The organism is Oceanobacillus saliphilus (genome assembly GCF_023522835.1).
In the GTDB taxonomy this organism is placed as follows: domain Bacteria; phylum Bacillota; class Bacilli; order Bacillales; family Amphibacillaceae; genus Oceanobacillus; species Oceanobacillus saliphilus.
On the sequence record NZ_JALCZU010000006.1, the window covers coordinates 33,305 to 52,272 of the forward strand.

The 18,968-nt window shown below is 39.3% G+C and carries 17 protein-coding genes; 8 read left to right on the plus strand and 9 right to left on the minus strand.

Features of this window, described 5'->3' with window-relative positions:
- Positions 1-174: 174 nt before the first annotated feature.
- Both MN204_RS11135 and MN204_RS11140 read right to left on the minus strand, forming a co-directional pair.
- A complete protein-coding gene (locus MN204_RS11135) occupies positions 175-4,452 on the minus strand; it encodes a S8 family serine peptidase (RefSeq protein WP_249871347.1) in 4,278 nt (1,425 codons plus the stop codon).
- Between the two features lie 630 nt (positions 4,453-5,082).
- Complete coding sequence (locus MN204_RS11140; protein ID WP_249871155.1) at positions 5,083-6,141, minus strand: M20/M25/M40 family metallo-hydrolase; 1,059 nt, start codon at positions 6,139-6,141, stop codon at positions 5,083-5,085.
- A 133-nt stretch (positions 6,142-6,274) separates the two neighbouring features.
- Between MN204_RS11140 and MN204_RS11145 the strand changes: the two genes are divergently transcribed.
- Positions 6,275-6,823 carry a thioredoxin family protein gene (locus MN204_RS11145; protein ID WP_249871156.1) on the plus strand — a complete coding sequence of 183 codons (549 nt, stop codon included), beginning with the start codon at positions 6,275-6,277 and terminating at the stop codon, positions 6,821-6,823.
- A 349-nt stretch (positions 6,824-7,172) separates the two neighbouring features.
- Here MN204_RS11145 and MN204_RS11150 read toward each other — a convergent pair whose 3' ends face one another.
- Complete coding sequence (locus MN204_RS11150) at positions 7,173-7,376, minus strand: hypothetical protein (protein WP_249871157.1); 204 nt, start codon at positions 7,374-7,376, stop codon at positions 7,173-7,175.
- 101 nt (positions 7,377-7,477) lie between these two features.
- Between MN204_RS11150 and MN204_RS11155 the strand changes: the two genes are divergently transcribed.
- The 3 genes from MN204_RS11155 to MN204_RS11165 all read left to right on the plus strand — a co-directional run bounded on the left by MN204_RS11155 (position 7,478) and on the right by MN204_RS11165 (position 10,530).
- On the plus strand, positions 7,478-8,476 hold the full coding sequence (locus tag MN204_RS11155; protein WP_249871158.1) for a potassium channel family protein: 999 nt from the start codon (positions 7,478-7,480) through the stop codon (positions 8,474-8,476).
- A 104-nt stretch (positions 8,477-8,580) separates the two neighbouring features.
- Entirely contained in the window at positions 8,581-8,949 is a 369-nt protein-coding gene (yugI, locus tag MN204_RS11160; RefSeq protein WP_249871159.1) for a S1 domain-containing post-transcriptional regulator GSP13, read from the plus strand.
- A 234-nt stretch (positions 8,950-9,183) separates the two neighbouring features.
- Positions 9,184-10,530 carry a glucose-6-phosphate isomerase gene (locus MN204_RS11165; RefSeq protein WP_249871160.1) on the plus strand — a complete coding sequence of 449 codons (1,347 nt, stop codon included), beginning with the start codon at positions 9,184-9,186 and terminating at the stop codon, positions 10,528-10,530.
- A 58-nt stretch (positions 10,531-10,588) separates the two neighbouring features.
- On the opposite strand, the gene MN204_RS11170 is transcribed toward MN204_RS11165, so the two are convergent.
- Entirely contained in the window at positions 10,589-12,163 is a 1,575-nt protein-coding gene (locus MN204_RS11170) for a hypothetical protein (RefSeq protein WP_249871161.1), read from the minus strand.
- Entirely contained in the window at positions 12,156-12,707 is a 552-nt protein-coding gene (locus tag MN204_RS11175; RefSeq protein ID WP_249871162.1) for an RNA polymerase sigma factor, read from the minus strand. Before MN204_RS11175 ends, MN204_RS11170 begins: the two co-directional genes overlap by 8 nt.
- A gap of 244 nt (positions 12,708-12,951) precedes the next feature.
- On the opposite strand from MN204_RS11175, the gene MN204_RS11180 reads away from it, so the two are divergent.
- Positions 12,952-14,124 carry a MalY/PatB family protein gene (locus MN204_RS11180; protein WP_249871163.1) on the plus strand — a complete coding sequence of 391 codons (1,173 nt, stop codon included), beginning with the start codon at positions 12,952-12,954 and terminating at the stop codon, positions 14,122-14,124.
- Between the two features lie 164 nt (positions 14,125-14,288).
- Here the strand turns inward: MN204_RS11180 and MN204_RS11185 are convergent, their stop codons facing one another.
- A complete protein-coding gene (locus MN204_RS11185; protein WP_249871164.1) occupies positions 14,289-14,864 on the minus strand; it encodes a superoxide dismutase family protein in 576 nt (191 codons plus the stop codon).
- Between the two features lie 140 nt (positions 14,865-15,004).
- Positions 15,005-15,202, minus strand: a complete 198-nt coding sequence (locus MN204_RS11190; protein WP_306798676.1) for a hypothetical protein — start codon at positions 15,200-15,202, stop codon at positions 15,005-15,007.
- Between the two features lie 116 nt (positions 15,203-15,318).
- Here MN204_RS11190 and kapB point away from each other — a divergent pair, with 116 nt between their 5' ends.
- Positions 15,319-15,696 (plus strand): kinase-associated lipoprotein KapB, encoded by a 378-nt coding sequence (gene kapB / locus MN204_RS11195; protein WP_249871165.1) that lies wholly within the window; start codon positions 15,319-15,321, stop codon positions 15,694-15,696.
- Positions 15,697-15,905: 209 nt separating this feature from the next.
- On the opposite strand, the gene MN204_RS11200 is transcribed toward kapB, so the two are convergent.
- Positions 15,906-16,169 carry a phosphocarrier protein HPr gene (locus MN204_RS11200; protein ID WP_249871166.1) on the minus strand — a complete coding sequence of 88 codons (264 nt, stop codon included), beginning with the start codon at positions 16,167-16,169 and terminating at the stop codon, positions 15,906-15,908.
- Positions 16,170-16,511: 342 nt separating this feature from the next.
- Here MN204_RS11200 and deoD point away from each other — a divergent pair, with 342 nt between their 5' ends.
- Together deoD and MN204_RS11210 are read left to right on the plus strand one after the other, a co-directional pair.
- On the plus strand, positions 16,512-17,219 hold the full coding sequence (deoD, locus tag MN204_RS11205; RefSeq protein ID WP_249871167.1) for a purine-nucleoside phosphorylase: 708 nt from the start codon (positions 16,512-16,514) through the stop codon (positions 17,217-17,219).
- Positions 17,220-17,572: 353 nt separating this feature from the next.
- A complete protein-coding gene (locus MN204_RS11210; protein ID WP_249871168.1) occupies positions 17,573-18,049 on the plus strand; it encodes a divergent PAP2 family protein in 477 nt (158 codons plus the stop codon).
- A 206-nt stretch (positions 18,050-18,255) separates the two neighbouring features.
- Here the strand turns inward: MN204_RS11210 and spsC are convergent, their stop codons facing one another.
- On the minus strand, positions 18,256-18,939 hold the full coding sequence (gene spsC / locus MN204_RS11215; protein ID WP_249871169.1) for a stationary phase survival protein SpsC: 684 nt from the start codon (positions 18,937-18,939) through the stop codon (positions 18,256-18,258).
- Positions 18,940-18,968 lie beyond the last annotated feature (29 nt).

Consider the following 18,968-nt stretch of genomic DNA (forward strand, 5'->3'; position numbering starts at 1 on the left):
GTTCCGGTTATTCCGCGTTTCGCTTTAAAAAACTAGGGCAACTGCCTAAGCCTTTGGGCGGATGGTTTCGTTGCACTAATGCGAGTAAGAACGTATAAACTTTCCTACTCACGAAAAAAAGTACAGAGGCTGATTCACCTCTGCACCTTCCATACAAATTATGATAAATAATTTTTACTTGCCATTTCCTTTCCCATTTCCTTTTCCATTATCTTTCCCTTTCCCCTTACCATTGCCGTTATCTTCTTCACCGATATACAATTTACCCTCAGCCTGTTCACGTGTTTCGTTACCAAAATCGTCAACAGCTGTTACTTCAATGAGAGCACCATCAGCAACGATATTGCTTGGTACCGTCCAATATCCGATATAATGTCCATTAGATGTTTCCGTTAATGGTAGCTCTGTTACATTGGAAAGGCTGCCACCGAGATTCGTTAACGGCATATGCACTGCAAATGTTGCAGTCAGACCTGATTCACTATCAAACTCAATTGCGACTGTTTGACCTGCTTGAAGCTGTTGATCTTCAGTCGGAACCAAGTTTTCGATTACCGGAGCGGTGTAATCTGCAGCAATTGTTACTGTCTCTACAGTTGTGTTTCCTGCAGCATCAACAGCAACTACTTCAATTACATTCTCACCCTCATCAAGAATCAAACGTTTCGAGTAGCTGCCATTTGTAACGGATGCATCTTGACCATTAACCTCTACTGATTCAAGATGCTCATCGGAAACAGTTCCTTCAACAGTAATTGTTTCACGATTGGTCATATCCCCGTCCAGTGGGCTATCAATTGTAAGTTCAGGTGAAACCGTGTCAAGCGTAACGGTAACTGCTTCTGAAGTTGTTGCATCTTCACCGTTTACGACAGTTACTGCGGTAATTTCATTTTCACCTTCTGCTAGTTCTGCCGGTATAGCAAAAGTACCTTCATTACCAATTTCAGCAGTACCAATTTCCAATCCATTATTCAATAATTTTACAGTAGTTGTTGAAGACGCTGTTCCTTCAACAGTAACAGATGCTTCATTTGTTACTAGACCAGCAGCAGGTGATGTAATTACAGGGTCTTCCACTCCATAGGCCACACGGGCGCGGATCATGTAGTTACCTTCTGAAGTAGGAGATTGTGACCAAGCTCCACCAACATATTGATAACTGCGACCTGCATTTGTTCCATTTTCATCGGTAGCCAATCCAGGTGCATTTGGATGAGGATCCGATTGAATATAAACCATATAGAAATCGCTTTCTACTTGGATAGAATGCTCTCTTAAGTCGACAACAGTCCATTCTGCTAGGCTTCTTATAGCCGTAGCATCAAAAGGACCAGCAATTCGTTGACCAGGCGTTCCGTCAGAACCTGTAGCATCCCATACTTCAACGGCAAATTCTGTTCCACCTGGATTTGGCCAGTCAGTACCATGGAATTGGAACACACCATCTGTTACAATGGCTGATTCCTGGTTATCTGGTAAGGACATTTTTACTGCCCAACCGTTCCCAGCATCATAAAATGCACGTGCATTTTCAGCAGTTCCATCATCATAGCCAATTTCTCCGCCTGGAACCGTGTAGAATGGGTCAAGTTCAATATTTAATTCGAAATCACCATCCAGTTCTACTTCCATTTCATAACGATGGAAATCTCTCGCTATTACTTTCAGTGTATACGTACCATTGTAGCCAGTTAATTCATAATTACCTTCTAAATCTGTTTCTACAGGAGTAATATTCGCATCTTCAACGAGTAGCAATGTTGCTCCTTCAATCGGATTTCCAGAGTTGGAGCTTGTCACTGTTCCACTCATTGTTGATTTTGCCAGTTCTTCCAGTACAAAGTCAGCAACGACAGTTTCATCTGCCCCCAACGATACCGATTGCTCCTGGGTCTCGAATCCATATGCTTCTGCAACAACCGTAAAGTCACCAGCAGCATGCATAAACGAATACGTTCCATTTGCTGGATTTGTTGTTACAGAACGTCCACTTTCAAGTACACTGACTTGTGCACCTAATGGAAGCAGCATCGGATGAATCCCTGCATCACTTGATGGTAAAGATTCATTTTTAGCCATGCTAGGCTGCATGTTATCAGGGTCTACTTTTTCTTCTTTAACGACATCACTTGTACTGTTGTCCACTTCCCCACTGGACGACGTTTCTTCTATTTCCAATGAAGTGTCTGACAAGCCTACATCATCAATATACCATCCATCTCTTATGACACTTCCATCCGTATCCAGGTTAAACGCAATATATACACGCTCACCAGCATATTCAGATAGATCAATTTCCACTGTTTCCCAAGCATTATTTACATCTGTTATACGGAGAAGCTGTGTCCAGTTATTTTGGTCCGTTGAAATATAAACATGACCAAAATCCCAGTTCCTTTCAATGTTATACCAATGAGCAAACTGTAGGTATGATTCTCCTTCAGGTAAATCAATCGGAGGCATCAAAAGTGTTGAATCCTCATTGTTCGTATATGTTCCGTCTGTGTTTGTCGCATATACGTATTCACCTGAATAGGCTTCCCCAGGACCAGAAGTCGGGATACCACGATTCCAGCTGTTATTATCTGTTCCAAATAGTGTCCAACCGGCAGGATTCGTCTCAAAATCTGTAAAATATCCTACTGTAATACCTGGATAAACAGCTACTACATAGTCCTCCGTAGTTACTTCATTATTACCAAAATCATTAATTATAAAATGATAGGTGAAAGAATCACCCACTATATCTTCACCAGGAATTGTTACCGCATATTCCCCAGATCGATAATCTCCGGAAACGCGTGTTGCCTCGATAGATTGTCCATCACCATAGACAACTTCTACTGAAGCGATACTAATATTATCAGAAACATGGATGGATAAATCGAGATCCATTCCTTCGTATGTTTCGACTGGTGGAACATGTTCAAAAGTTGGAGCTTCTGTATCTTCCCCTTCTTTCGTAACCTGACCTTCTATTACTCCAAGACCAGATATTAAAGATGAAACAGCATCATAACCATTCACCAAGCCATATCCAAAACCATTATTTGGAGATTCTGTATATTGGCTGTTTGTTAGTGGTGTCGCTGTATTCATAATAATTTCTTCAAGATTATCAACTGTTAGACTAGCATTTGCCTGTTTCATTAAAGCTACAACCCCGGACACCGCAGGCCCTGCCATGGAAGTTCCATTCCATCCACCTTCATAACGGCTACCAGGTACCGTAGAACGGATATTCACACCAGGTGCTGAAATATCTGGTTTGATTTCACCATATGGAGAAGGTCCCACTAATGAAAAACTTGCCAGTCCATCATTAATGTCCGTCGCTCCAGTTGCGAATGACTCCGGATAGTTCGACGGAGCAGCAACTGATCCAGGAGTCGGAGTTCCGTTACCAGCAGAAAACTCAGGGAATATTTCTGCTGCTCTCCAGGCAATGACAACATCTCTGTACCATTCATTAAGTCCTGGTCCACCACCCCATGAGTTGTTGACAACATCAGGTGCCTTTGTAACATCTCCACCAGGAGCGAGTAACCATTCCGCTCCAGCAATCAAATCAACATCATATCCACCGCCGGCAGCATTCAACCCTTTAACCGAAATCCACTTGGCTCCAGGCGCTACGCCAACTTGATTGGAACCATCAGGCTCACTTCCAACCATTGTACCGGTAACATGTGTACCATGCCCATGATCGTCATAAGCAGGTGTCCGCCCGTTAACTGCATCGAAAAAACTATACGTGTGATCTATTTCGCCGGTCGCTGCGTCATAGCCACGATATTGTTCAGCAAGTCCGGGATGATCAAACTGTGCCCCCGTATCGATACTTGCTACAACTGTTCCTGTACCATCAATTCCCATATCCCAAACTGCAGGTGCTCCAACGCGCTCTACATTCCATTCCACGTTAGCAATTTCGGAGTTTGGTGTTTCCACTTCGTCTGAAACAGTTACTGTAGAAATTTCTCGCGTTTCGTTTGGTAGGATTTTTTCAACTTCGGCAAAGGTAGCGATTTTTTCTGCTACTTCTTTCGTTGCCGTAACCGCCAAACCATTGACAATATGAAAAGATTTGAGATCTTCAGCGTTTCCTTTTGCCACTTCCTGCTCTACATAATCGATCACATTCTGTTGGGATGTCAAAGCAGTGGATTTCAACGTTGAAATAACTGCAGATCGTTGAATATGTTCCGCTTTTTGAGCTGAAAGGCTCGCCTTGTCAGCACTTGCTTTCGCATCTCTCGCTACTGTCTCCACATCTGCTTTTTCATTGAATTTGACTAGGAATGTAACTTTTTCATCTTCTGTAAATTGTGTCCGCAGCCGATCACTCACTTTAACCTCTGCTACATTTTGAGAATCATTTAAGGAATAATGCGCTTTACTATTTGATTCTGCAAGAGCTGCACTTGGAGCAATTAATGAGAATGTCATCAATACCGATGCTGCAATACTAAATGCTTTTACTTGACGTTTCTTCTTTAGTCTCAATACTTTTCCTCCCCTCAATTTTAAAACACTTCCGTTACCATCCGAATATTCGACATTGGACATGCGAAAAACACCGTAACCCCCCTCTGCAACATAATCATGTCGAATAACGAGCCCATTGCGGTGTATAGATAATTCATGCTGTTAGTGCTAGTATAATAGATTCATAGATGAAAAAATGTCGACTATTGTCATATTTAATCTGAATTTTCTAAATTGATAGTATAGTATGAGTTTTTCTTTGTTTTCTTCAAGTTCCGTTGCCTTTTTCATTTTCTTATATGCAAATGAATCATTGATACAAGTGGGTTTAATCTCGCCAAGGTACTTTTTTCCTTCCATATTTTTTTGAAAAATGATTAAATAATCCTAATTACGAAACTCAAGATCCCATTATTTTTTCTTCTAATTGGAAAATCAGGCATAAAGGTATGGAGAAGAGAGGCTGAATAGTAGTTTGAAGTAGGTATATAGTTGGAACGCACTATCATGTATAGGTTTATATGTTTATCAATTGAAATAGCCGGCAAATCCTTGATTCAGGACTTGGCGGCTACTTTCACGGCATATTAATTAATCTTCCAACGGATTTAGACTTTCTTCACCAGTCATATTAGCAATCATCGTTACGATCAATTCAATTTCTTCTTCGATATCTTTTATGCTCGCCGTTTCAACCGGAGAATGCATATAGCGCAGTGGTAAAGAGACCAATGATACTGGGACTCCCTTCCCGGTTAATCGCATTTTATCTGCGTCCGTTCCTGTCATTCTTGGAGTCAGCTCATATTGAACATCCATTTTCAGCTTTTTCGCCGTCTCTTCAAGCAGTTTGTTGATTTTACTATTAATTGGGGAACCTTTTGCGAGTACGGGACCACCGTCAAGTCTGATGTCCCCATACTTATTTTTGTTGACACCAGGATAGTCTGTAGCAAATGTCACATCACAGGCTATTGCCATGGTAGGTTCGATGCCTGCTGCCGCAAAATACGCTCCGCCCATATTCGTTTCCTCATTGACAGTACTAGCCGCGTACACACCAACTTTCACATCTTTTTCAGCTAGTTGTTTAAGCACCTCCGCAACGATAAACGCCCCTGTCCGGTTATCTAAACCACGGCCAGCCACATAGCGATCCATCAGAATTTCTGGTTCGGTTTTATAAACACAAAGGTCTCCTATTTGTACATATTTGACAGCTTCTTCTTTTGATTTATAACCACAATCGATAAACAGATCTTCAAGCCCAAAATCGTTTTTCAGCCCGCCATGGTGCTGGGCATTAACACCAATCACTCCAGTGGTAGCCCCATTATAACCGAGCACTGTAACCCGCATCCCTACGGCAGCTTTTGGATTAATACCACCCATTTTATCGAAATGTAAATATCCACTTTCGTCAATCCGATTGATGACGAGTGCAATCTCATCACAGTGCCCAGCTAGTAATATTTTAAATGGTGCATCCGGATTCAATATACCTATCGCATTACCTGCATTGTCCGTCCTAATTTCATGTGCAAAATCTTTCACATAATTTATCCATTTTTTCTGAATTTCCATTTCCATACTTGATGGAGAAGCCGTTTTCAGTAATTCTAGTAAAAATTCCTGATTTGGTAGAGCCATCTTATTTCCTCCCAGAACGTTTCATTTATCTTTATGATAGCAAATATTTAACTAGAGAGCACTTTTGTTTACTGCTAATTCAATAATGGGTACACTTCTAGTACAAGCTTTTAAATACGAGGAGTGTGGCCGAATGAATTTGAATGACTGGTTTGAAAAAGGGTTGAACCCCGATCTTTATATTCAATCAATGGAAAAACACAAAGAGGATTTACTTCATATTTACGATCACTTCATTTTACCGAATGACGAAGCCTTTTTCGAGGAGGTACGGGAACGTAATCTTCGAGCCATCGTGCTGACAGAAGACTGGTGCGGCGATGCCATGCTTAATATCCCAATCCTTTTGAAGCTTTCGCAAGCAACTGGTATTCAAGTACGAATGCTTTTACGTGATCAGAATCTGGAATTAATGGATCAGTACCTGACAAATGGCAAGTCCCGCTCTATTCCTATTTTCATCTTCTTTGATCAAGACGGCAATGAAGTCGCCAAATGGGGACCAAGAGCAGCAAAAATACAGGAATTCGTGGATGAATCCCGCAGTAAGCTCCCACCACAGGATGCAGAGGATTTCAAGGAAAAGTCCAGTGAAATGTATATGTTCATGACAAAATCCTACCGTGACCATACCGATTTTTGGACAGTCGTTTATAACAGTTTAAAAGAAACATTGAAATAGCACTCAAAAAGTAACAGTTTTCCGCTGTTACTTTTTTTATTGGGTGAGATAATATTGGCTATCACCTCTAGTGTTTTGGGTTCTGACGCTTTTTGGGGTTGACCTTCATCAGATTGATGAAGATCATTTCCAGCGCTAGCTGCACATGATTTGATCTTCATAACATCGATGAAGATCATTTCCTGAGCTAACCTCACATGATTTGATCTTCATAACATCGATGAAGATCATTTCCTGCGCTAACCTCACATGATTTGATCTTCATAACATCGATGAAGATCATTTCCACCGCTAACCTCACACATTTTGACCTTCATCGCATTGATGAAGATCATTTCCACCGCTAACCTCACACATTTTGACCTTCATCGCATTGATGAAGATCATTTCCAGCACTTACTGCACACGGTTTGATCTTCATAACAGAAACGAACATTTTTCTGCCTTCGAATCCACTACACGTAGCCTTATATCTTTCCCTATTTCCCTGACAATGGATTGTGACGTTAGCTGTGCAAGTGGAAGCATTAATTAATGCGAACAGTTTATCCATTAATCTACTCCATCAAAAACAAGACCAATCCATCATATATTGAATAGCCCCCCTATTCCGGCACATACTAACTAAAAATCAAGCTATTCCAGGGTGAAGCTATGTATATTCGATTCCTGAAACAGGTTTATTTTCGACTTCCAACTGTTCTAAAGCTGCTGGTCACTATTTTTGTTTTGATGAGTTTTTTCGGCTTTCTGATCCATATCGTTGAGCCTACTCAGTTTCCGACTATTTTCGATGGCATTTGGTGGGCATTTGTAACAGGGGCAACAGTTGGGTATGGGGATTATGTTCCATTGACCCAAACCGGAAGAATGATTGCGATATTGCTCATTTTGACAGGGGGAGGCTTTCTTGCATTTTATATTACATCTCTATCAGCAGCTACAGTCAAACGGGAGCAGGAGATGGAAAGTGGTAAGCTTGCCTTTAAAGGGAGTCACCATTATATATTTATCGGATGGAATGAACGAACGAGACAATTGATTGATATTGTAGTGAAGAAACATCCGAGTATCCGCATTGTCCTGATTGACAGGACGTTGCGCCACCTCACCTTCCAGGAATCTCCTGTCCATTTTATTCATGGTGATGCAACCGAGGACAGTACGCTAATAAAAGCAAATATTGCCTATGCTTCTCGTGTTTTAATCAGTGCAGATATAACCAAAAATGAGCGGCAGTCCGATAATTATACAATTCTTGCGACTATTGCAGTCCGAGGCAATCATAAAGAAATTCCGATTGTAGCAGAAATTCTCTCCCAAAGGCAGATCGAAAACGCATTGCGTGCAGGCGCCAATACAATTATCCGATCAAATGATTTTATGAGTTCTTTATTCTTTCATGAGCTATCCAACAATAGGAAGGCTACGTCATTTGAGGATATCATTCAAATTCTTGGTCAGCAGCAATTCTTGCATACGAAGTTATCGACAGCGCTTGAAAACCAAACATATAAAACGGTCTTGGCAGAAATGTTGAAAGAGGAGAAGTTAGTTCTCGGTTATATTCGTGAAGGAAAGTATTTTATTCATCCCACAACAAATCAGATTTTAGTGAAAGATGATATTCTCATTTCACTTACTCGTTGGTAATGTTTTCTTTTTAACCTCTCTATTATTTTTGCTAGAATCAACTAACTGTGCTATAATAATATATTGTGTATAAGAATCGAATATAGGTATAGGAGTTGTTCAGCATGACTAACAAATTTGAAGCTGGTCAGATAATAGAAGGTAAAGTAACAGGAATTCAGCCATACGGAGCATTCGTCGCTTTAGACGAAGAAAACCAAGGTTTAGTTCACATCTCAGAAATCACACATGGATATGTTAAAGATATCAATGAGCACCTATCTGTAGGGGACGACGTTAAAGTAAAAGTAATGAACGTTGATGAAGCTAGAAATAAAGTTTCTCTATCCATTCGTGCTACTGAAGAAGCACCAAAAAAACCTGTTAGAGCTAAGAAACCTCAAGCAACATTCCAACAGGACAATGATACTTCTGGATTTAACACATTGAAAGATAAACTTCAAGAGTGGATCGACCAATCAGAAAAGAAGTAAGTACGATGAAAAAAGAGGCTCATACTAGGATCGATTTTACCTAGTATAAGCCTCTTTTTTCTATTTTTTCAGATACATCATCTCTTATCTCCACATGCATTTCTCCCGTGCCGTTGTACTATTTTTATACTATTTTTAAAATCAAACGAAAATAACAAGCTTTGTTCTTGATTTCACAATCCTATTAGCTTAAAGTTAAGTTGAATTATTACAGTAGCTACAAGGAGGATAACAATGACACATGTTTCATTTACGTATGATAAAGCACTGAAGTTTTTCGATGAACAGGAAGTGAAAAATCTAAGCCCATATGTTGAGGCGGCACACCAAATGCTTCATGAAAAAACCGGTGCCGGAAATGATTTTCTCGGTTGGATCGACCTACCTGAAAACTATGACAAAGAAGAATATGCGCAGATTAAGAAAAGCGCTGAAAAAATTAGAAATGATTCCGATATTTTGCTTGTAATTGGTATCGGTGGTTCATACCTTGGTGCACGTGCTGCCCTTGAAATGTTGAACCATTCTTTCCAAAACCTGCTTTCCAAAGAGGAACGCAATGCACCACAGATTATCTTTGTTGGCCATCATTTAAGTTCTACATACATGAGCGAGCTTTTTGATGTACTAAAAGATAAAGACTTTTCCATTAACGTGATTTCAAAAAGTGGTACAACGACAGAACCTGCAGTTGCCTTCCGTATTTTCAAAAAGTATCTTGAAGAAAAATATGGTGCGGAGGAAGCGAAAGGTCGCATTTATGCAACTACCGACAAAGCAAAAGGTGCCTTGAAAACTTCTGCAGATGAGGCTGGCTATGAAACGTTTGTCATTCCGGATGATGTCGGCGGCCGTTATTCTGTATTGACTGCGGTAGGACTATTGCCAATTGCTGTCAGCGGCATTTCCATTGATGATATGATGCAGGGTGCAAAAGATGCGATGAATGATTTTGCTGATCCATCACTTGAAAAAAATCCGGCTTATCAATACGCTGCAGTCAGAAATGTATTATACAACAAAGGAAAGGTGACTGAGCTCCTCATTAATTATGAGCCAAGCCTGCAGTATTTCTCCGAATGGTGGAAACAGCTATTTGGCGAAAGTGAAGGAAAAGATCAAAAAGGCATCTACCCTTCTTCAGCCAATTTCACAACAGACCTTCATTCATTAGGGCAATACATCCAAGAAGGCCGCAGAAATATTTTCGAAACGGTTCTGCATGTTAATTCTTCTAAAAAAGAAATGACGCTTGAAGCGGAAGAAAATGATTCCGATGGCTTGAACTACCTTGCAGGAAAAACAATTCATGAGATCAACGACAAAGCATTCCAAGGTACGATGCTTGCCCATACAGATGGTGACGTTCCAAATCTGATTGTAGAAGTACCTGCACTTGATGCTTATACATTCGGTTATATGGTATACTTCTTTGAAAAAGCCTGTGCAATCAGCGGCTACCTGCTTGGCGTAAATCCATTCGACCAACCTGGTGTAGAAGCATACAAAACAAATATGTTTGCATTACTTGGTAAACCTGGATACGAAACTCAGAAAGAAGAATTAGAAAAACGTCTTTAAAAAAAATAGTAAAGATAAAGACATCACATGCTAGGACAGCATGTGATGTCTTTTCATTTTAATTCATTTTCTGACCAGAAACCTTCCAGAATCCATCTTCTTTTAGCATCTGAATCTCTGTTATAATTTCTGTTTCATAGCTCTCTCCAATAAAATGGTAGACTGCCTTTTTATCGTCCCCTTCTGCCCTTATAATATATCTGGCATCAATCGCTATTTGGAACCAATCGGGCTGATTTGAGCTTTTAAAATCACTGTCACTTACAGATAATGCGTCGACTACCTCCGTGTCTCGGTTAACAGCTGCATACATGTAGATTGCCAGATATTCAAGTGAAGATAGTTCGTTCCGTACGTCTCTATCCTTCTTTTCTTTAAAGTTATTATAATTTTGCTTTGTCGTTTCAGTAATTGGCCATCTATTGGATTCGATAATATCCCCATAGCTTATATGATCATAACTTTCGTGAAATAAGAGGTTCATTTCATCCATTATAAGAAAGCTCTTTAAGACCCATCCATTAGCTTCATATTCGTTGACAATACCACCTACTATCTCGCCAAAACGTGAACCTTTATGTTCGCTCGCAAAATTCCTTAGTTCTGCTTTGGCGGATTCATCATCAATTTCCATCCCATATACCAAATCCCAGGATGTCCCGACCCCTCCAAGAATATAGTCATTCAAATATACCATCGCCGTATAGTGCAATCCCAACTTGTTAAATAAGAGATCCCTTTCTTCAGGGTGGGAATCATATAAATCTTCTATTTCAAGTAAAATTGTATCAAACTCTGTCCACGGTATTTCAAATCTATTTGTTGCACCTGGATAATTATGATCAATCATTGTTGTAGACAGCTCCAAGAAACGTTTATATCCTTCAAAGCCCTCGAAATTTTCACTTTTATCGTATATCCATTCATAATCAATTTGGATTTCTGCAGCGTTTGTTCCGTCTTGGAGCGGAACAATCATGAATCCTTGTTCACTTATTGCATGCAGAAAGGCTTCGATTTCTGATGATCCTTCGTAACGATCTATATTGTCCTGTGCTGCAATTACTTCATCCCGCGCATATACGTCCATTTTATGTTCCAATAATAATTCTTGGAAATAACCTTGAAAGGTGTCTTCCATCTGACGCATCTTTACACGGAAACGATCATCAGCTAAAAGCAACTCTCCTTCTTCATTTAATTGCTTCGCTAATTGATTGGGAGTTGTAAAAGCAGTATCGATTTCTGATTTTGCCTGATTCAATCTGTCCGAATCAGTTGTTGACTTGTATTCTTCAATAATTGATTCAGCAAACTCTACTTCCCCGAACAAGTCCACCTGTTCGATACCAAGTTCTTCCCAAAACGCGTTCTTCTTTTCCAAATAGTACATTTCAAGATAGTTGGTCTTATTCTCCCCTTGTTGAAAATCACTTAAATAGGGTAATGACACGAGCATAAATAATAAAATTCCCAAAGCTAAGCCCAAACCTGGGAGTAGCTTCCCCCGAACTGATTTCCTTTTCTTGTTAAATAACTTATTCATTACGTGTTCCGTATCTGTATGTACAGGTAACTTATCATAATCCTGCTTTAGATGATGAAGCAATTTATCAAGCTTTTTATCATCCATTTTGATAAACCTCCTCCCCGATAGTAGATTCATATAGTTCCTTCACTTTCCTTTTGCCGCGATAAATTCTTGTTTTCACCATTGATAACTTTATATTTAATATAAGGGCAATTTCATCGTATGTTTTATCATGAAAATAATAGAGGATTAATGGCAGCTTATACTTAGCGTCCAGTTTCTGAATACATTCATGCAGAAATAAATGCTCCTGTTTTTCAAAATAATACCCTCTCGCATGCATTCCTTGCTGTCGCTCCTTGGCTCGATCCATTAATTTAGTACTTCTCTTCTCTTTTCGATAATAATCCCGGGTTACATTTAATGTGATTTTGTACAGCCATGTTGAAAACTTTCCTTTCGTATACAAATGAATCTTCCTGTAAATTTTAATGAAGGTTTCCTGAACAATATCCGAAATGTTTTCCTGTTTAATGCCAAACTGATAAGCAAATCTCTCTATTACTGGTTTATAATGGTCAATTAATTGTTCAAACGCTTTTTCGTCATTTAATTTTACTCTTTGGATAATCTCCTGTTCATTCAATTGGGGACTCTCCCCCTTTCTTTTATCTATTGTGAAACGAAAGAAGTTTTAGATAAAGTTGCATTTCCAAAAAAATAATTTTAAAAAGCTGTTTATAATTTTTAACACCGGGTAATACTATAAATGTAAGACTTTCTCGTATTCCCCCTGTAGGCAAGGCGTTTCGACGCTTTGCTTTTTTTTTGCGCATTCTCAAGTACTCTTTGCTATAATAGCAATAATGAAAGTAGGAGGCTGACTGAATATGAGTATCTTTGATGAAATATTTGACCGCAGAAATACAAGGTCTGCCAAATGGGACATGCTTCAAGAAGTATTCCAATCCGACGAAGTTCTCCCGATGTGGGTTGCCGATATGGATTTCAAAGCACCGAAAGAGGTAAATGATGCCTTGATTAGACGCGCACAGCACGGTATTTATGGCTATACAGTCGTAGATGATGATGTGGTTGGTGCAATTATTGACTGGCAGAAGAAAAGAAATCAATGGACAATAGATAAATCATGGTTAACCTATAGTCCTGGTGTAGTAACCAGCTTACATATGGCAGTACAGGCATTCACTGAACCACAGGATAAAATTTTAATTCAATCCCCTGTCTACACTCCATTTTACAGTGTAATTACTGAACATGACAGAATAGTTGTAAAGAATTCACTTATAAATCAAGATAATTATTATACGATTGATTTCGATGATTTCGAGGAAAAATTAAGAAGTGGTGTTAAAGCCTTTATCTTATGCTCTCCACACAATCCTGTAGGAAGAGTATGGAAAAAAGAAGAATTGCAGGAAATGGCGAGACTTTGTCTGAAATATGATGTCATGATTTTCTCGGATGAAATTCATAGCGACCTCGTATTCCCGGGGAAGCATCATATTCCGATTGCATCTCTTTCTGAAGAGATTGCCGATCAGACCATTACTTGCATGGCACCTTCCAAAACATTTAACCTTGCTGGTCTGGATGCTTCCTATGTTATCACGACAAATAAAGATAAGCGCAAACAACTGAATGCTGCGTTCAGCAGACAAGGTTTCCATAATATGTTGAATATGATGGGAAATACGGCGATGGAAGCTGCCTATACGTATGGTGAATCGTGGTTGGAAGAACTTGTGGCATTACTCGAAAACCACGCGAACTATGTTACGGAAATGTTTGCCAAACATGCACCACAACTTAAAGTCGTTAAATCTGAAGGAACATACTTACTTTGGGTTGACTGCAGCGAACTTAATATGGACAGCAAGGAACTGAAAAGATTTATGATTGAAAAAGCGAGAGTCGGCTTGAATACAGGGGCGGAATACGGTGAAGAGGGCGATCAATTCATGCGAATCAATATCGCCTGTCCACGTGCAACATTGGAAGAAGGCGTAAACCGGATTGTTGGAGCGGTACAAGCTCTTTGATTTAAAAGCAGCCAAATGCGCTCAGCATTTGACTGCTTTTTCTATTATGGTTAACTTGAGATTATTTAAGACGCATTCACTACGCACTTATCAACTATCTTTTTTTATTTTTCGGTGAATATTGGTTTTTATCGGCAAGATTACAACACATCGCTAATTTCCAGCTACTCGTCCTGCTCCTCATTAAAATCGGTCGGGTCTGTAGGTGACTCTTCTGTTGCACCGTTATCCTCGTCCCTTTTAATTTCACCGCACAGAATTCTTGCTCCGGAATCCCCGCTTGGCTGGCTGACCCCATCATCCTGGGATTCATGAACAACCAACGAAGTTCCTTCTTCTTTCAATATGGAATCTTTTCCATCAAGCAGGGTTGCACCCGCTAGCATCAGTTCCGCTTCCACGAGTCCTTCGCCATCGGCTTCAATATTTGGCAGGTCACCGAGATGGGCTCCCTCAGGGTGCATCAGACCATGTTCATTGCCCTCTGTATCGAAATGATTGCCTGCAGATATAAAATCGGGGCCTTCACATATAGGAAACTCATGTACATGTATTCCATGGAAACCCGGTTCCAGACCTTCCAGCTTAAGTTCTATCCCTACTCCCTCTTCCTGTTCATTCAATGTCGCCGTTCCAACCATATCTCCTGAGGCATTGTACATTTCCACTGTTTTACTTGTAGGGCTGTCTTCCTGACAGGCGGTTAAAATAAGTAGGATAAGCAAGAAAATAAAACGCATATAACTAGCTCCTTTAGCATCTCTTTCTACTCAGTATTTGCAACTATACTATAAACTAAACATTAAAAACGAAGGCATGCACCAAGCCTGTCGGTAACAGTAAAAAAAGCCTCCTTATATTAGAATATAAGGAGGCTAGCTCAAGAATTGGTTTTATCATTGCTGGCTTTTTTCAATAGCTTATCGTATTTCTCTTTAAAATCCTTTTCATCTCTTCTGGATTTTTTTATCATGAAGTTCATAGCAAGAACTGCCATAAATATAAAAACTGCCAGAGCGATAATAGCTGGAATATATTCCGCTTTATCTTCGGGAAAATAAAGAAAAGGCATCATCATTCTTCACATCCTTCATTTCTTATTATATCAAATTTATTCTATTGACCAACAAAATGAGTCAAATATTCGCCAAACTGCTACATTTTTGGCACAATATAGCTAAGGAGAGTGATACAATGGCAGAAGTTAAAATCGGAGATACTGTCAAAGCACATTATCATTCAGGTACATATATCGGTGAAGTAATCGAGGACCGGGGAGCAAACTATCTGATTGAAGTGCTCGCTGTTCTGAAACACCCACTGCAAGGCGATCTTCATAACTATGGAAAGCTTGAGGATGTGTTTTTCCATGAACGAAAAGCTCTGGCGCATCACGAAAAAATGAATGTCAAAAAAGCGGCTGTCCATTCTTTTGAAGGTGAGATTCCTCCTTATGGAAAATCCCTGAAAGAAGCAGTTAAAAATTATCGTCAGAAATTAGTTGCAGAGGATCATGAATTTAACAAGCAATCACTGCTAAAATTAAATTCTCTAGAAAAGCATTATTATTAGAAAACTTGACAACTGCCTAATCCTTTGTGCGGATGCCTTACTTGCTTAAAAACTGGCTGTCACCAAGCATTTCGGTGACAGCCTTGTTACACTTATGTAGGTGGGTACGTTTATGCTTTTGTACAAGCAACAAACGATAATTTCTTACTTCATAAAAACCCTAAACCCAAAAAGCCAGGAAACAAATTCATGTTCCCTAGCTTTTTAGATTACTCACCTAAGTGTTCTTTAATTACTTCTGCAATACCATTCAATGCATCTTCTTCGTCATTACCATCAGTAGTAACTTCGATTTCAGCACCTTTAGGGATTCCTAGTGACATAACACCCATAATTGATTTTAAGTTAACTTTTTTCCCTTTATAAGATACCTCTACTTCAGAATTATATTGGCCCGCTTTATTAACGAGTAGAGTTGCAGGTCTTGCATGCACTCCAGTATCAGCTGTAATCGTAAATGTTTGTGCTTTCATTTTATCTCATCCTTCCAAAATCTATTTACTGTAATTAGGTTACTCACTAAACCATACCTGTTATTGGTTCACATAAACCTAATTTTATTATATACAATTACGCGGTTTTATGAAAGATTTAACTCATAAATTATCATATAAAGAGGAAATTTGTCTTTAACATCCTGTTGTGATAACTTTAATTTAAGGCTGTTTTCTAAAAGATCGGTTCGGTCGCTGCTCGTTCCACCGAAAAAAAATGTTGGTAGTGAAACCTAATTTTAAAACGACGAAATAAAAGCAACAAAATTTATGAGGAGAGCCTAATTTAAACTAGTTTTTATAAATCAAGGAGGAAATGAAATGAGTGTTCATATAGGTGCAAAACAAGGAGAAATTGCTGATAAGATTCTTTTGCCTGGAGACCCGCTCCGCGCAAAATTTATTGCTGAAACGTTTCTGGAAGATGCAAAATTATACAATGAAGTACGCGGCATGTACGGGTATACAGGTACATACAAAGGTGAACGTGTCTCCGTACAGGGAACCGGAATGGGTGTACCATCCATCTCTATTTATGTAAATGAACTGATTCAGAGCTATGACGTTAAAAAACTTATCCGTGTCGGTACTTGTGGTGCCATTCAGAAAGATGTTCAAGTACGTGATGTAATTTTAGCACAAGGTGCAACCACTGACTCCAATATGAACCGGTTAATTTTCAATGGTATTGATTATGCACCAATTGCTGATTTTGAGCTTTTGAAAAATGCCTATGATGCCGGTGTCGAAAAGGGACTCCATTTGCGAGTCGGAAATGTATTTACAAGCGATACATTCTATCGCGACAATGCAAAAGAAGTAAATGAACTGCTTGCCAAATATCAAGTGCTTGCTATTGAAATGGAAACAACTGCACTTTATACGCTTGCAGCAAAATATGGTCGTAAGGCTCTATCTGTACTGACTGTATCTGACCATATCCTTACTGGCGAAGAAACTACTGCAGAAGAACGTCAGACGACATTTAATGAAATGATGGAAATTGCTCTGGATGCAGTAATTAAATAGTTATACGAAAGCAGGCTGCCCATTAATGGACAGCCTGCTTTTATGAAGTTGTACGATTGACTATCATTTCCTAATGAAACGGAATAGAAGCATTACGTTTTTACGTTAGATGCGGTTTCCGTCTGAATGACCATGATAGCAATTGTTGCTTTTTAATTGCGACTTTCAGACAAATTCAAACAGATGTCGCGACTGTCTAGTTCACTCAAAAACACTAAAATATAGCAGAGATTATTCATTAGCTTCAGACATTCGTTTACCTGGAAACTTCGGTATGGTAAAATAACAACATCAATACGGAAGCGAACCGATGTAACAACGGTTTCGATCAGCAGGAAGGATGTTTTTAGCTTATGGCTTTGTTTTCCAATTTCCCTTTATGGGCAGCATTAGCAGCAATCGTGTTTGCTCAGGTTGTTAAAATTCCAATCAAATTCATTCTCACGAAAGAATACCAACCGGGGCTTGCATTCAGCACCGGTGGAATGCCCAGTAGTCATTCTGCTGCTGTAACTGCATTGACAACGGCAATTGGTATTTTAGAAGGAGTAACTTCCAATGTATTTGCCTTGGCATGTATTTTTAGTGTAATTACCATGTTTGATGCTTCTGGGGTGAGAAGACAAGCTGGGGAACAGGCTGCTGTTCTAAATCGATTAATTAATGATTTTCATCATTTTACTGAGAGTGCAAAGGATTGGAATAATAAGGAAGAGTATGAGAAACGCCAGGAATTGAAAGAATTACTCGGCCATCAGCCTATTGAAGTATTTTTCGGCGGTTTGACAGGTATTATCATTGCATTCCTTCTTTATCCACTTTTCCAATAAAAGCTCTTTTTGAATATTGTTGCTCCTGATCTTCGTAGTATACAGACAGATATGTGTCGTAACAACAGTTTATTCGATGGAATGAGTAACGTCGATAGATATTCTTTAGAAATATTATTATACGCATGGAAATGAAAATAAGACTCCCTAAATTTTTAGGGAGTCTTTTCATTTTGAATGCTTACTGGCTACTTTTGCTTTTGATATTAACTTTCATTAATTTGTTGTCTGAATACCTGCATGGCTTCATTTTCGTTTAATTGGTTCAGCTGCTCTTCGCTAAGTTGACCATTGCCCAATTCCACGATATATACATCAACTTCTCTTTTACCCCACTGTGAAAATACATCTTCAACGGTATGGTAATATAAATCGATTTTATTCCCTGTGATTGCACTTCCCTTATCTGCAACTACACCGTAACCATAATTAGGGATATACAGAATTGTCCCAATCGGATAGACATCTAAATCTGCAGCAATGGTAGAATACAAGTCTCGCTTTACTTTAACTCCCGAAAAAGTAATTCCGTATTCCGGATGGTCTGATGTTTTCCCAGTTGATTCGATTCCTGCCGTATAACCTGTAGCCAAAACCGTTGTAACTGGATACTGATTGAAGTCAATTGCTTCTTCAATTGATTTTGGAGCATGAATCTCATCACTTGAAATGTACCTTTGTTTTGCCTTTGCAGTGTTTAAACTTTTATATGTTAATGCACTATGTCTATACTCAGCTGATTTTGAAGTGATCTGCGAATCCGGCTGGTCCATTGCCTCAGCTTTTCTTTCAATCCATGTGGCATCCGTAATGGAATGAAATGCCTGCGTGAATATAAACATAATCAGCACCAACATTCCAACATGCCAAATATTTTTTTTGATTTTCATGATTAACACCTCTTGGATGCTATCATTTC